This is a genomic window from Actinophytocola sp. (assembly GCF_036378875.1).
Classification (GTDB): domain Bacteria; phylum Actinomycetota; class Actinomycetes; order Mycobacteriales; family Pseudonocardiaceae; genus Actinophytocola.
Map to the genome: position 1 here is coordinate 168668 of NZ_DASUVO010000073.1, position 13757 is coordinate 182424.

General features: G+C 68.2%; 13 protein-coding genes. 5 read left to right on the forward strand and 8 right to left on the reverse strand.

From position 1 onward, the window contains the following. Window positions 1-5: 5 nt before the first annotated feature. The 3 genes from VF106_RS20910 to VF106_RS20920 are packed head-to-tail and all read right to left on the reverse strand — an operon-like array spanning window position 6 to window position 5462. On the reverse strand, window positions 6-1205 hold the full coding sequence (locus tag VF106_RS20910) for an aminotransferase class V-fold PLP-dependent enzyme (protein ID WP_330841451.1): 1200 nt from the start codon (window positions 1203-1205) through the stop codon (window positions 6-8). Further along, window positions 1202-2419, reverse strand: coding sequence for a cytochrome P450 (locus tag VF106_RS20915; RefSeq protein WP_330841452.1), 1218 nt, complete (start codon window positions 2417-2419; stop codon window positions 1202-1204). The genes VF106_RS20910 and VF106_RS20915 overlap by 4 nt, the downstream gene beginning before the upstream one ends. Further along, window positions 2412-5462 (reverse strand): amino acid adenylation domain-containing protein, encoded by a 3051-nt coding sequence (locus tag VF106_RS20920; protein WP_330841453.1) that lies wholly within the window; start codon window positions 5460-5462, stop codon window positions 2412-2414. The genes VF106_RS20915 and VF106_RS20920 overlap by 8 nt, the downstream gene beginning before the upstream one ends. Before the next feature lie 326 nt (window positions 5463-5788). On the opposite strand from VF106_RS20920, the gene add reads away from it, so the two are divergent. Both add and VF106_RS20930 read left to right on the forward strand, forming a co-directional pair. Then, entirely contained in the window at window positions 5789-6790 is a 1002-nt protein-coding gene (gene add, locus VF106_RS20925) for an adenosine deaminase (protein WP_330841454.1), read from the forward strand. A 116-nt stretch (window positions 6791-6906) separates the two neighbouring features. Then, complete coding sequence (locus VF106_RS20930; protein ID WP_330841455.1) at window positions 6907-7233, forward strand: class I tRNA ligase family protein; 327 nt, start codon at window positions 6907-6909, stop codon at window positions 7231-7233. 260 nt (window positions 7234-7493) lie between these two features. On the opposite strand, the gene VF106_RS20935 is transcribed toward VF106_RS20930, so the two are convergent. The 3 genes from VF106_RS20935 to VF106_RS20945 form a co-directional block, all read right to left on the reverse strand. After that, window positions 7494-8234 (reverse strand): cutinase family protein, encoded by a 741-nt coding sequence (locus VF106_RS20935; RefSeq protein ID WP_330841456.1) that lies wholly within the window; start codon window positions 8232-8234, stop codon window positions 7494-7496. A gap of 313 nt (window positions 8235-8547) precedes the next feature. Continuing rightward, entirely contained in the window at window positions 8548-8748 is a 201-nt protein-coding gene (locus tag VF106_RS20940) for a YegP family protein (protein ID WP_330841457.1), read from the reverse strand. A 139-nt stretch (window positions 8749-8887) separates the two neighbouring features. Beyond that, window positions 8888-9352 (reverse strand): hypothetical protein, encoded by a 465-nt coding sequence (locus VF106_RS20945; protein ID WP_330841458.1) that lies wholly within the window; start codon window positions 9350-9352, stop codon window positions 8888-8890. Window positions 9353-9593: 241 nt separating this feature from the next. Between VF106_RS20945 and VF106_RS20950 the strand changes: the two genes are divergently transcribed. Continuing rightward, window positions 9594-9764, forward strand: a complete 171-nt coding sequence (locus tag VF106_RS20950) for a hypothetical protein (protein WP_330841459.1) — start codon at window positions 9594-9596, stop codon at window positions 9762-9764. An 8-nt stretch (window positions 9765-9772) separates the two neighbouring features. Here VF106_RS20950 and VF106_RS20955 read toward each other — a convergent pair whose 3' ends face one another. Together VF106_RS20955 and VF106_RS20960 are read right to left on the reverse strand one after the other, a co-directional pair. Then, the gene (locus tag VF106_RS20955) at window positions 9773-10759 is read right to left on the reverse strand and encodes an IucA/IucC family C-terminal-domain containing protein (RefSeq protein WP_330841460.1); all 987 of its coding nucleotides are present in this window, start codon (window positions 10757-10759) and stop codon (window positions 9773-9775) included. 49 nt (window positions 10760-10808) lie between these two features. Beyond that, entirely contained in the window at window positions 10809-11420 is a 612-nt protein-coding gene (locus VF106_RS20960; protein WP_414639038.1) for a CatB-related O-acetyltransferase, read from the reverse strand. A gap of 110 nt (window positions 11421-11530) precedes the next feature. Between VF106_RS20960 and VF106_RS20965 the strand changes: the two genes are divergently transcribed. Next, complete coding sequence (locus tag VF106_RS20965) at window positions 11531-12142, forward strand: TetR/AcrR family transcriptional regulator (RefSeq protein WP_330841462.1); 612 nt, start codon at window positions 11531-11533, stop codon at window positions 12140-12142. 160 nt (window positions 12143-12302) lie between these two features. After that, window positions 12303-13502: an ROK family protein gene (locus tag VF106_RS20970; RefSeq protein ID WP_330841463.1), complete on the forward strand. Its 1200-nt coding sequence runs from the start codon at window positions 12303-12305 to the stop codon at window positions 13500-13502. The last annotated feature ends 255 nt before the right edge of the window (window positions 13503-13757 follow it).

A 13757-nucleotide genomic window follows, 5' to 3' on the forward strand; every position in this document is an offset into this window, starting at 1 on the left:
TCCCGTCATGAGACCGCTCGCACCGGTCGGCCGACGGTCAGTGAGTCGAGGACCGTGCACAGGCGGGCCAACTCCTCCGCCGAGTTGTAGTAGTGCACCGAGACCCGCAAGAGGCTGTCGAGGCCCCGCTTCCGCATGTCGACGCATGCGGAGTTCGCCAGGCACACCCACGTGTTGATGCCGGCCCGATGCAGCTCCGCCCGGACCGACGCCGCGTCCCAGCCCCGCACGGTGATGGCGACGGTGCCGCATCGTTCCTGGCCTCGGTCGTGCACCGTCACTCCCGGGATGCTGGCGATGTCCGCGCGCAAATCCTCCGCCAGCTGCCGGATTCGCGGCCAGGTGTTTTCCACTCCCCAGCTCAGCGCGTAGTCGATGGCGACGCCGAGTCCGATGCGGGCCGCGCAGTTGGTCTCCCAGGTGTCGAACCGGCGGGCGGCGGGCGCGAGCCGGTAGCCTTCGGCGGCCCACCCGACGCCATCCAGGCCGACCATGACCGGCGAGAGCTGCTCGGCGAACTCCCTGCGAACGAACAGGAAACCGGTGCCGCGCGGCCCACGCAGGTACTTCCGGCCGGAACCCGCGAGCATGTCGCAGCCGATCTCCTCGACGTCGACGGGCATCTGACCAACCGACTGGCAGGCGTCGACCAGGAACGGGATCCCGTGCTGACGCGCCACCTGGCCGATCATCGCCACCGGGTAGACCAGACCGTCGTGCGTCGGCACGTGGGTCATCACGATCAGCTTCACGCGGTCGTCCAGCCTTGCCCGCAGCTCCTCCACGGTCACCAGACCGTTGGCGTCCACGGGCAACACCTCCACCCGCACCCCGCGGCGGGTGGCCAGGTGCAGCAGGGAGAGGTAACAGCTGCCGTACTCCATCGGCGAGGTGAGCACGCGGTCGCCGGCCCGCAGCGGAACGCTGGCCAGTGCCATTCCCCAGGCCCGCGAGGCGCTGTCGAACAGGGCGACTTCCTCGCTGTGGCAGTTGAGCAGAGCACCGACAGCGGTGTGCCCGCGTTCGACGGCCTCGTGGCTGCGCTCGGCGGCCTCGTAGGGGCCCACCTCGCTCTCCAGCCGCACATGGTCCACCACCGCGTCGACGACGGCCTTCGGTGCGAGGCTGGCGCCGGCGTTGTTCAGGTGCGCGACGTGGTCCACGCCAGGTGTGTCCGCACGCGCCCGCGCGAGATCGAGGTTCATTCCGTCAACTCGACCGGGAGGCTCGCGTACGCGGTGACCAGGTTGGTCGGTCTGCGGATCGGGGGGCCGAGCAGCCCGATGGACTCGACGCGGGACAGCAGGGACTCGAACACCAGGCGGATCTGCAGGCGGGACAGGGACGCGCCGAGGCAGAAGTGCTTGCCGGCGGTGAAGGCCAGGTGGGGGTTGGGATCGCGGTCGATGCGGAACGCGTCCGGCTCCGTGAAGATCTCCTCGTCGCGGTTGGCTGACGCCACCCAGACGCAGAGTAGGTCGCCTGGTTTCAGGTCGGTGCCGCCCAGTGTTCCCGGCCGGAGGACGGTGCGCGTCACGTGCTGAATCGGTGAGGTGTAGCGCAGGATTTCCTCCACCGCCGAGTCCAGCAGTTCCGGCCGCCGGCGCAACAGCTGCCACTGGTCCGGGTTTCGGCTGAACGCGACCAGGCCGCCGGTGGTGGCGTTCTTGGTGGTCTCGTTGCCGGCGATGGCCAGGTTGAGACAGTTCAGCAGCACCTCCTCGCGGGTCAGCCGTTCGCCGTCGATCTCCGCGTCCAGCAGCCGCCGGATCAGCCCGTCGTCGGCAAGTTCGGCGTGGTCGAGCAGGCCGGCCAGATGCACCAGCAGTTGGCCGTTCGCCGTGGCCGTGGAGCGTCTGCGGGCGGACAGGTCGCCGACTTCCTCATCCTCGTGGCTGAGTGAGCTGCACAGGGCTCGGCTCGCCCGATCGGCCAGCTTGTCCCATTCCCACTCTGGCAGGCCCAGCAGCAAACCGGTGGCCGCGGACGGCACCCGTTCGCTGACCGCTTCGACGAAGTCCACCGCGCCGGCCCGTACGGCGTCGGCGACCCAGGTGTCCACGCGCCAGCGCAGGGCACCAGCCATGCTGTTGGCCACCGAGCGGTTCAGGCCACTGCTGACCAGTTTGCGCAGCCGCCGGTGACGGGGCGGGTCGGTCAGTTCGACCATCTTGCCGGCGGCCGGATCTTGCGAACCGAGAGCGGTGTCCAGTGTCATGCCGCTTTCGCAGCTGTAGTTGGTCGCGTCGCGGGCGACCGAGTCGACGTCGTGGTAGCGGGTGACCGAGAAGAAGCCCGGGGCGTTGCGGCGTTCCTGGAACGCCAGGCCGTCCTGGCGGCGCATCGCCGCCCACGCCTGGTACGGCGGCTCGGGGATGAAGGTCCTCGGGTCGGTCAGATCCACCTGGACGTCAAGCATGGTCGGCCCTTTCGAGGGCGGGGATGAAGCCGGAGTCGTGGAAGTACCCGACATAACCGTCGAGCAGCTCCCGGTCCACCGGCGGACAGACCAGCTCGCTGCCGGCCAGGTCCGCGTCCAGCCGGCTTCGGTCCAGCTTCGGTGAGATCCGCGTGCAGGACATTTCCTGGATGGTGATGTCGGGGGTGACTCGTTGGGTGTACAGCTGGGTCAGTGGGGTGAACGGGTGGCCCGGACGGTCGGCCAGATAGGCGAGCATGGCCTCGGTCCAGGACTGGTAGTCGACGGTGCGGATGCGGTGGCCGTGCACGCGTAGGCGGTCGACCATGTCGCCCAGCAGCGCCTCACGCGGGTTGACCAGGTGGTAGGTCTGGCCCTTCGCGGGCTGGCGCAGTCCAAGGTGGACGATGGCGCCGGCGACGTAGTCGGCAGGGACCAGGTTGAGAGCCAGGTCGAGATCCGGCGCCAGCTCGAGTTCGGTGATGAGCCGGAACAGCTCGCACAACGCCACTCCGCTGCCCCAGGCGAATCCCTCGGTGTGACCGGAGATCTCGTGCGGCCGGTGGATCACCGCCGGCAGGCCGGCGGCGGCCGCGGCACGCACCATTTCCTCGGCGACCCACTTGCTCTCCCAGTAGCCCATGCCGAGCAGTTCGACGTTGTCCAGCGGCGTGTCCTCGGTGACCAGCCGGACACCCGCCACACCCATGCCGTGCACCACCGACATGGTGGACACGTGGTGCACCGGGACCGCCCTGCGTGCCGCGAGGCGCAGCACCTCCTGCGTGCCGAACACGTTGGCGGTCCGCAGTTTCTCGTACGGGTAGAGGAAGTTGACCTCGGCACCGCAGTGGTGGATTACGTCGGCGTCGGCGGCTTCCTGTTCCCATTCGGCTTCGCCCATACCGAGCCTCGGCTTGGTGAGGTCGCCCAGTACGGGCCGCACCCGATGTTCTGGCAGCGGCCGGTGGATCCCGTAGCGGCGCTGCGCGTCGGCGAGGCGGCGCTGCGCGAGTGCGACATCGCGTCCCCGGACCAGTGCGTGGATCCGGGCGTCGGTCCGGTCGAGCAGCTCACGGAGCAGGTGTGCGCCGAGGAAGCCGGTCGCACCGGTCAAAAACACCTGTCGCGGGTCGCGCCAGTTCGGTTCGGGGCCGGCGTGGGTGACTCGCGGGACGTCCCATTCGACGTCGGGCCGCCAGCGGTCGACTGGACCGACGCGGGTTGCCGTGCCGGCGCGCCGGATGTCCTCGACGGTCGCGGTGAACGCGCGCATGGTCGGCTCGTTCAGCAGGCTGGTGACCAACAGGTAGTTGTGCTCGTCGTCGATCCCCAGCTGCTCCTGGACCTTCGCGACCAGTTGGACGGCCAGGAGCGAGTTGCCGCCGCCGTCGAAGAAGTCGTCGTCCGGTTCGGCCTGACCGGCCGGCAGGGTCGAGGCCCAGACCCCGGCCACCGTTTCGGCGACTGATCCGGAGCCGCCGGAGGAGGGCGCCGTCGGCGACGGCAGCGCGGCGCGGTCCAGCTTGCCGCTCGCCGTCACCGGCAGCCGGTCGAGCACTGTCACGGTGGCCGGCACCTGGTAGTGGGGCAGCCGGTCACGCAGGAAGGCGAGCAGTTCCCGGGCGTCCGACCCGCCGTCGGTCGTCACGTAAGCCGCCAGCACGCGGGTGCCGCCCTCTCCTCTGACCACCACAGCGGCGTCCCCGACACCGGGGTGGGAGGTGAGGACGGCACAGGTCTCACCGGGTTCGACCCGGAAACCCCGGATCTTGACCTGATCGTCGCGGCGGCCGACGAACTCCAGCACGCCATCGGGGCGGCGGCGGACGATGTCACCGGTGCGGTAGACCGGAACAGGCTGGCCGCCGGGGCCGAACGGGAGGCTGACGAAGCGAGCGGAGTTCGCCTCCGGCGCGTTCAGGTAACCGGTCGCGCCGCCGCCACCGCCGATGCACAGCTCGCCGTCCTCGCCGTCCGCCGTGAGGCTGTCATCGGGGCGCACGACGTAGCAGGTGGTGTCCGAGATGGGCACCCCGATCGGCACGCTGACCGCGTCCGGTGGCACGTCGGTGACCTCGTACGCGGTCGAGAAGCAGGCGATCTCGGTCAGACCGTAGGCGTTGACGAGATGCGCAGGGCGGCCGTGTTCGAGCACCCGGCGGGCGGCCTCCGCCTGCAACGCCTCGCCGGCGGTGATCGCGTACCGCAGTCCGGCGAACAACTCGGGCCGCGCGGCGGCCATGTTGTGGAAGATGCTGGTGGTCAGGAGCAGGACACTGATCCGCTCCCGTGTCAGCAGCGCCTGCAGGGCGGGCGCGGACAGCAACACGTCCGAGGCGGCCGGCACCAGGCAGGCGCCGTTCAGCAGCGTCACCCATATTTCGAAAACGGAGACGTCGAAGGACAGCGACGACACGTGCAGCACGCGGTCCGCCGGCTCGATGTCCGCGAAGCCGTTGTCGATCGACAGCCGTGCCACACCCCGCTGCGGGATCGCGACGGCCTTCGGGCGGCCGGTGGTGCCGGACGTGAACATGACGTAGGCGGGAACCGTGGCGCTCGGCGTCGGACAGTTGGAGCCTGAGCGACCGGCGTCGAGCACGTCGGCGAACTCGAACACCGGCCCGTCGACGGTCTTCGCGGAGCTTGCGGAGCGAACATCAGACACAGTCGCGCCAGGCAGCCGAATCACCGCTGTCGAGCCGCTGTCGGTCAGCATGCGGCGCAACCGGTCGGCGGGCAGCGACGGGTCCAACGGCACGTACGTGAGCCCGGCGCACGCCGCGCCCAGGATCGCGACGACCGCGTCCCCGCCGCGCCCGCCCGCCACCCCGACAACCGCGCCCTCGGGCAGTCCGAGGTGCCGCAGCCCGCGAGCGAACCGCTCGACGAGCGAGCCGAGTTCGGCGTAGCTGAGCTGTCCATCCGCGTCGGCGATCGCAGGCCGGTCCGCGTGGCGGCGTACCTGAGCCAGGAACAGCTCGGCGAGCGAGCTGTCGTATACGTCGGTGACCGGTTCGGCCGCTACGTCAGCACTCACGTGGGCCTCCGATCCGGTTGGCTTCTGTCTCAGGCGGCCAGCGTAGAAAACCGGAATCGACGATCAAAGCTCATGAAACGCTTGTGGCGACGGTGCCGGAGGGGCTGGAGCGGCCGTCCGGGGCTGGCGTCAACGCTTCCGCGTCACGTCCTCCCGGAGACGGTACTGCGAGGTCAGAACCGGTTCCGAGAACGCACGGCGACTGCTGGGGGCGACATCGACGCCGAACGGTGACGCCGCACCGCACCGCTACTGAAGAAGGCTCGGATTCACGAGGACTTTGGCATACGTGTCGGATGATGTCGTCGTCGTATGGGGGTGGTTGAGTGACCGCATGTGACCGGATCGGTACGCGCTCGTTGGTGGACCTGCCCAAGGCCCATCTGCACCTGCATCTCGATGGCTCGCTGCGCCGGTCGACCGTCGAGGAGATCGCCCGGGAGGAGGGTCGCGAGGTTCCCCGGCCGACGGGATACGGCTCGTTCGGCCATTTCATGGAGACCATCGCGGCCGCGGCGGCGTGTCTGCGGGACGAGGCCGACGTTCGGCGTGCTGTGCGGGAGATCGTCGAGGATGCCCAGGCCGCTGGTGTGGTCTGGCTTGAGCTTTCCGTGTGGCCGGGGCTGTTCGCGGGCCGGCTGGGTGACTACCGGGCCGCGGTCACCGCGGTCCTGGACGCCGGTCGTGCCGCCTCCGGCGAGTTGGGTGTCGGGTTCGGGCTCATCGCCGCCGCCAACCGCGGCGTCGGTGTCGACGACGCGGCCACCGTGGCCACCGTCGCCGCCGAACTCGCCGGCGATGGCGTCGTGGGGTTCGGACTGGACGGTGACGAGGCAGCCGCTCCGGCGGCATGGTTCGGGCGGCCGTTCGACATCGCGCGTGAGGCCGGTCTGCTGTCGGTCCCGCATGCCGGTGAGATCGCCGGGCCGCAGTCGGTTCGCGACGCGCTCGAGGTTCTCGGCGCCGACCGTGTGATGCACGGGGTACGTGCCATCGACGATCCTGTTCTCGTCGAGGAGCTCGCGGCGCGTGGCACGACACTCGACGTCTGCCCGACGAGCAACGCCCTGCTCGGCGTCTACCACCCGGTCGAGGCGAACCCGTTGCCGAGGTTGCTTGACGCGGGCGTCCGATGCACGCTCAACACCGACGACTCACTGCTTTTCGAGACCGATCTTCTCCGCGAGTACGAGATTGCCCGTTCGGTGCTCGGACTGAGCGATGAGCAACTCGCGGCGGTGGCGACAGCCTCCGTCAACGGCTCCGCCGCCCCGGTCGAACTGAAAACCGCGGCACTGAACGCGATCGCGACATGGCTGAACGCCTGATCTTCAATCGCGGCAGGTGGTCATTTCGCCGAGCGGTCCGAGCACCCCCACCCGCAGGCCGGGCGCGGCTGTGCGGTTCGTGCTCAGCTTCCCGCAGCCCGGGGGAGGGGGCGGTGGTGGGCGACCCGTTGGACCGGGCGATGCTCACCCAACTCGACATCGTCATCACCCACGCCACGACGGCGTTGGAGGCGTTCGAGTACACCACGGCGTTGGAGGTCACCGAACGGTTCTTCTGGCTGTTCTGCGACGACTACCTCGAACTCGTCAAACCCCGCGCCTACGCCGACATCGCCGACACCACCGGCTGGGACGCCGCCCGCCTCGCCCTCCGCACCGCCCTGTCGACCCTGTTGCACCACCCTCGACTACCACCCCACCACCGAGCCACTCCACTTCCAGGTCACACTCCACCAACCCTGAGGCCGGCTGTGCCGAAATGACCGGTGCGAAAACGGTGTCCCGCTTTTACGGGCCACCGTTTTCGTGATCGTGCGGTCGATTCGGCCCAGGATTTCCAGGTGGAGGAAGAACGTCTCGTCCCTGATCTCGCCGCGGCCAGGAATCGACGGGACGACGCATTTCCCTACACCCGGCGGGTGCTCGTCGAAACACTGGGCGAGGCGGCGGTAGCGGACGTCCCCGACCTCGGCGGCGTGCCAGCGGAACTGGCCGAACCGATGGCGATGTTGGCGTGCGCGCCTCAGCCGCCTATCTTGTCGAGGACGAAGGTCGCGGCGTCGTCTTGGCGGCGGCGCAGGTAGGTGGAGTGCACGGCGATGTTCAGACCTCTGTCGCAGAACGTGTCGCCGGAGTCGCAGAAGGCCTGGATCCGGTCCGCGAAACCGGCGAGCGTCCGCAGTTGGTCGGCTGAGCGGGGGAACAGGCCGTCACGTGTCGAGGTGCCGACCTCGAACGGCTGGTCCACCACGTGCCGAGGGTCGCCGAACGTCGTGACCGCGGTGACGTGCCGCGCGATCGACGAGGAGATCGGTGGCGTTGCCGTGCCGAGCACACCGCCCCCGCCGCCACCGAGGACGTCGAGCACCACGTGTGCGCCCTGGGAGAAGCCAGCCAGCACGATCTTCTGGTCGGGGCACTCCCGCACCTGATTGGTGAGTTGCGTCGTCAGCGCGGACACGCCCTGCGCGGAACTGTTCGCGTAGTTGGTGAGCGTGGCGGGGTAGTCGACCGCCGCCCGGCTCAGGGTCTGGTCGCTCGTGTTCACGATCTGCGTCACCAGCGCACCGGTGCTGCCCTCGCCGGGTGCCTCGGTCGAACCCCGCGCGGTGATCACGTGCACGTCCGCACAGTCGGCCCCGCGCGCCGTCGCACTCGCCTGGTTCGACGCGACGATGGCCACCGTGGCGAGCCCACTCGCGGCGGCGACGGCGAGCAGACCCAGCGACTTACGTCTCGACGGGCGGGAATGAGCTGGACTCATGGTGTACTCCAATTCCTGCCTGGAAAGTTTCAATGAAGAATCCTGTGCTTTGCCGCCCAGCAAAACACCCGCGCACCATGGACACGGGACATTCCCAGGACAGGTTCACGGTCAGACCAACCGTTGATTCAGGTGTGCGTCTACCGCTGCCGACGCCGATCCCGGGGTGCAGGAGGCAAACCGACATGGGATCGGCAGGCTGAGCCGCGCTAGAACGCGCCTTGGCCGTGCACTGAAGAAGCTTCTGGCCGCACCCGCGCCATCATCCGAAGGACGGAAGGCGGAGTGCGGCCAGGATGTATATGGGGCTAGGTCAGGCTTGGGTGCTGTCGACGATCTCGGCGTTGCCGGCGTTGCGTTTGACGGAGTCTATGCCGTTGAGAACGCCGGATTTGGATTCGTAGGCTTCGCCGGAGGCGATGACCTCGCCGTTGCCCGCCTTGAGCCGGAACCGGAACTTCCCTGAGCTGTCGGTGTAGACCTCGAACTTGCCTGCCACGATGTCGTCCTCCACGAATCGAAGGTGTCGTCGATCAGACGCGGGAAACTGTGCGTCCTCGTTCGCGTACCCCACACGGGTGGGGATAATCCTCCGATGGAGTGACGTGTCCTTGTTCAGCTGGAACGATCAACGGCGGGTGTGCCGTTCGACATCACGTGGTCGGTCCACCGAGCTTGCCGAGCACCTTGTCGACCATCCATCGCGGGCCGATGACGGTGGCGCTGGCCGCGTCGAAGTGAACCGCGATGCGGTTGAGGTGGGCGGCGCTCATGTTCTTGAGCGGTCCGACGTCCATCACGCCGGTCGTTGGTGCGTCGTAGTGGACGAGGTTGTCGTTGATGACCGTCGGGGTGTACATCAGTGCGGCCATCTCGACCATGAGTCGCTGCTCGAAGCTCACCCGGTTGTCGAAGTGCAGGGTCGCCCGCTTGGTGCGCAGGAAGGGGATCATGCAGATGGCGAAGGCGAGACCGAACAGAAAGCCGAAGATGATCCCGGTCTCGAGGTCGCCGTTGATCGTGCCGAACAGTATCCCGGCTGGGAGCGCGGTGAGGGCGAAGATCGTTGAGGCGACGCCGAAGCTGCTGCCGGGGTCGGTCCAGTCGCGTGACGTCATGGGTCCCCCCAGCACCGTGACATGAAGGAAGTTCGTCTACTCCGCCAAGTTGGAGGTAGCTCGAATGTCGCCCACTTTCGGGCGAACGTTACGTATTCCGCGCCGCGCGACATCCGGAGCTGGTGTGGTGTAGCGAACCGATTGGTTGCGGCGATGAGGTGAGTGTCGCATGTGTTCAGATGCTGGATGCGCGGCACGCCACCCAGCGTCGTGAGTCCATGCTGGACACAAGGAGGTGCGGATGACCATGGCGCAGGAAAGGTGGGAATCGATCCACAGGATCGACACGATGCTGGACACGCCCCAGGACGATCGTGAGACGAGCCTCGCGGCGTGGACGTACACGACGAGGCTGGACGAGGACACTGTGGACGACGGGTCGGCCCCCACTGTCCTCCGCGGCATCGACTGACGTCGGCGTCACACCGTGTAGCCGCGCGAGCGTTTCCTCGTCGCGCGTGCGATCCGGTCGCGGCCCACCTCGACGCACCGCTGCTCGGCTGGGCCTCCCGACCCCACCATGCCGGTCCCGCGCCGTTCGCGGACCAGTGCGGCGCGGTCGGGCAGGGGGAGCAGCGGGCAGTTCTGGCACAGCCGGCCGTGCCGGTCGCTGTGCTGGTACAGCATGCAGCACAGATGCCGTGTCTGGATGCCGTGCGCTGGCTCGCCACCGTCGTAGGGCAGCCACTCCACCAGGCCCCGCAGCGGATTGTGCCCGGCAGTTCCCGGCAACGAGTCCGCGGCCAACAACGCCTGGCAGTCGGCAACGAACGGCGCGGCACTGCTGGGATCGAGGTACTCGATGGCGGCGTCCATCAGGACCGCCACCCACTCCGCGGCGTTCGTCCACAGTAGCCGTTCCGGAACGTTCACCATCCGTGTCGCCGCGGTGAACAACAACCCGAGGTTGTGGGCGTACAGATTGGTATAGACATATTCGCGCAGCTCGTCGAGGGTCGCCACCACCGGCCCGCTGACCGGCCACGAGGTCGGTCGCTCGGCGCACCGCAGGACCTCCCGGCCCTCGTACTCCGGCCCTATCGACACCCGCGACGGCACGTTGTTGTCGAAGGTCACCGAGTATCGGCCGGGCGACAGGTCGATGCCGACACCGTTGGCGAGCCCCGCCAACGCGACACAGTTCAACGCCGCACAGTACAACCGTGACATCCGCGAGACACCGATCCGCGGATCGTCGTCCCGTGAGCCATCGCCCGTCGTCGGTTCCGCCGGCCTGGCCCGCATGATCGCCGCACGCAGGAACTCGGCGTCCAGCAGCCGACTACCGGACACCTGCGCCAACCCAGCCGGATCGGGCAGGTACCGCGGCCGAACCGTCGGACCCAACTCGTCCAACTGGCGGACCAGATGCCACTGCCAGTCCAACTCCGGACGCAGCACGGACATGCACGGACGGTATCAACCACCCGTGCCGGCAACCATGCCCAACTTCTACCTAAGGGCAGCGCGGAGGCGCCGCGTTCGCCAGGTCGTCGATGCTTCCGGACATGATCGTGCGTAGGTGGTCGGTGAGGTGCTCGAGCGGCCAGTCCCACCAGGCCAGTGCGAGAAGGCGGTCGACGTCCGCGTCGCTGAAACGGCGGCGGATGAGCCTGGCCGGGTTGCCGCCGACGATGCCGTAGTCGGGGACGTCGTCGACGACGACCGAGCCGGAGGCGACGATCGCGCCGTGGCCGATGCGGACGCCGGGCATCACCATGGACCGGTAGCCGAACCAGACGTCGTTGCCCACCACGGTGTCGCCCCGTCCTGGCAGGCCGGTGACGAGGTCGAAGTGCTCGGCCCAGGAACCGCCCATGATCGGGAACGGGAACGTCGACGGTCCGTCCATCCGGTGGTTGGCGCCGTTCATGATGAACCGCACGCCCTCGCCGAGTGCGCAGAACTTCCCGATGACCAGCCTTTCCGGCCCGTAGTGGTACAGCACGTTACGGGTCTCGAAGGCGGTCGGATCATCCGGATCGTCGTAGTAGGTGAACTCGCCGACCTCGATCAGCGGCGAGGTGACCAGCGGTTTCAGCAGCACCACCCGCGGCTGCTCCGGCATCGGGTGCACCACGGTCGGGTCGGCGTGCACAGGCGGCCTCCGTCACTAATGCGACAACTGATGCATTAAGGTTGTCACAACGCAGTCCCACCGAGCAAACCGGACCATCGATGACGACACGACCGGAACCCGCGCGCCGCCCCGGCGGCCGTACCGCCCGCACCCGCACGCGGGTGCTCGACGCCGTGCTCGCGGAGCTCGGTGAGCACGGCTACGACGGGCTCACCATGGAGGCCGTGGCCGGCCGAGCCGGTGTGCACCGCGCGACGGTGTACCGCCGCTGGGGAGACGTCGGCGGCCTGCTCGCCGACGTCCTGGACGCGGCAGGCGACGACGCCTGGCAGCCCCCGGACACCGGCTCCCTGACAGGAGACCTGACGGCGCTGAACCACGAGATCCAGGACGCGCTGACCGCTCAGCCACCGATCGTGGCGGCCCTGATCGCCGCCTCGTTCCGCTCAGAGAAGGCCGAACACGCCCAACGGCGGCTCTGGGAGGACCGGTACGCCCGCTGCGAGAGCATCGTCGGCCGGGCCGTCCAGCGCGGCGAACTCCCGCCGCGCACCGACGCCCGGCGACTGCTCATCGCCGCCACCGCGCCGGTGTACCACCAACTGGTGCTCCTCCGCACTCCGCCGGACCCGGACCTGCCCGACCAGGCAGCCAGAACCGCCGCCCTCGCCGCCTCCGCCGGCGCGTTCGGAGCAGCGGAGCCCGCGTGACGACGTGGTTGAAAAGAAACCACGCATAGTCAGGACGCGACGGGTTCCAACACGGTCTACGACACTCGAAGACCGTCGCTCTTTGATTTGAAGAAAACCTGCTGCCGTTGTACGTTGCTGAATTAAATATCAAGCTCAACCGTACGCGGAAGTGGCCCTCATGCTCGAAGCGCGGGAAATCCTGGTCCCGAAGAACGGCGTACGCGAGCAGAACCGGCGCAACACGATCATCGAGATCATGGTCAACGCGGACCGGCAGGTCAGCATCGCGAACCGACTGGGACTCTCCGCGGCTTCCGTGTCGAGTGTCGTCAAGGAATTGGCCGACGAGCGGATCGTGGATGACAACCGCGACACGGATCGCCGCAAGGGCCAGACCGTCCGGCTCAGCGCGATGCGTGGCGTCGCGCTCGGGATCGACCTCGGATTTCAGCGCACCGCGGTCATCGGACGCCGGGTGGACCAGCCGTTCTCCGCAATCTCGGTGCGTCGCCGCGACGAGGGTGCCAACCGTGGTTTCGCCAACATTCTCGGTTCCATCCGGGAAATGATCGCCGAGGTGGTCGAGGAGACCGGGCAGGTGCACGCCGACATCGTGTCGGCCGGCATCGCGGTCCCCCGGATGATCGATCCGAGGACCGGGCGCTTCACCGCCCCGGTCCTCCCGCCGTGGACCGAGACCGACGAGCCGGCGAAAGAGCTCGAGAATCTCCTCAAGGTCCGGGTCGCGATCGACAACGACGCGAACCTCGGGGCGATGGCCGAGCAGATCTACGGTTCGGACGAACCCGTCGAGACGGTCGTCTACGTGAAGGCCTCGACGGGGATCGGTGCCGGCATCATGATCGGCAACGTGCTGCTGCGCGGGGACCGCGGCATGGCCGGCGAGATTGGTCACCTGACCATCGACCGTGACGGCGAGGTGTGCCTGTGCGGCGGCCGCGGCTGCCTGGACACCATCATCGGCGCCGAGGCCCTGCTCGCCCAGGTCCGGCAGGCGCGGCGACGTACGCTGCACGACCAGCCCACCGCCCTGCGCTCACTGATCGACCAGGCGCACGCCGGCGACGCCGCCTGCCGCCGCATCCTCAACGACGCGGGCAGGACGCTCGGGCTGGGACTCGCCCAGCTGTGCAACCTGATCAACCCGCGACTGATCGTGCTCGGCGGCGAACTGTCGGCCGGGAAAGAGCTGGTGATCGAGCCGTGCGCGCAAGAACTGCGCCGGTTCGCGTTGTCCGGCGCGGTCAGCAGCCGAAACGAGTTCCAGCTGCGTCTGAGCAACCTCGACGGCCTGGCCGAGGCTCAGGGTGCGCTCATTCTCGGGCTGCGGGCCCGGCAACTCGACGCGGTCGCGTAGCCGCACGTCATCGAATTCGACGTTTCAGCGCGACTCCCCGGCGTCGCGACGTTCGATTTGGGAACTCGTCGACATCAATTTTGTTCTCACCGTCCTCAGGTGAACACTTTTCATCGGAACGGGCGCGTCCGAAACACGACGAATGCCGGCACTGTCTCGATTCCTGTCTGTTCAGCGAGTCCCGACGGGAAGATAATGGGTTCCGCTACTATGCGGCGTCCGGTGAAGACAAGTCTCCTGGATCCTGTTCCTCCG

What these genes read in the sequence shown, in the direction of transcription:
- VF106_RS20910 (WP_330841451.1), bottom strand. Translation starts at nt 1,205, where the DNA reads ATGAACCTCGATCTCGCGCGGGCGCGTGCGGACACACCTGGCGTGGAC.
- VF106_RS20915 (WP_330841452.1), bottom strand. Translation starts at nt 2,419, where the DNA reads ATGCTTGACGTCCAGGTGGATCTGACCGACCCGAGGACCTTCATCCCC.
- VF106_RS20935 (WP_330841456.1), bottom strand. Translation starts at nt 8,234, where the DNA reads ATGAGTCCAGCTCATTCCCGCCCGTCGAGACGTAAGTCGCTGGGTCTG.
- VF106_RS20945 (WP_330841458.1), bottom strand. Translation starts at nt 9,352, where the DNA reads ATGACGTCACGCGACTGGACCGACCCCGGCAGCAGCTTCGGCGTCGCC.
- VF106_RS20950 (WP_330841459.1), top strand. Translation starts at nt 9,594, where the DNA reads ATGACCATGGCGCAGGAAAGGTGGGAATCGATCCACAGGATCGACACG.
- VF106_RS20955 (WP_330841460.1), bottom strand. Translation starts at nt 10,759, where the DNA reads ATGTCCGTGCTGCGTCCGGAGTTGGACTGGCAGTGGCATCTGGTCCGC.
- VF106_RS20960 (WP_414639038.1), bottom strand. Translation starts at nt 11,420, where the DNA reads ATGCCGGAGCAGCCGCGGGTGGTGCTGCTGAAACCGCTGGTCACCTCG.
- VF106_RS20965 (WP_330841462.1), top strand. Translation starts at nt 11,531, where the DNA reads ATGACGACACGACCGGAACCCGCGCGCCGCCCCGGCGGCCGTACCGCC.
- VF106_RS20970 (WP_330841463.1), top strand. Translation starts at nt 12,303, where the DNA reads ATGCTCGAAGCGCGGGAAATCCTGGTCCCGAAGAACGGCGTACGCGAG.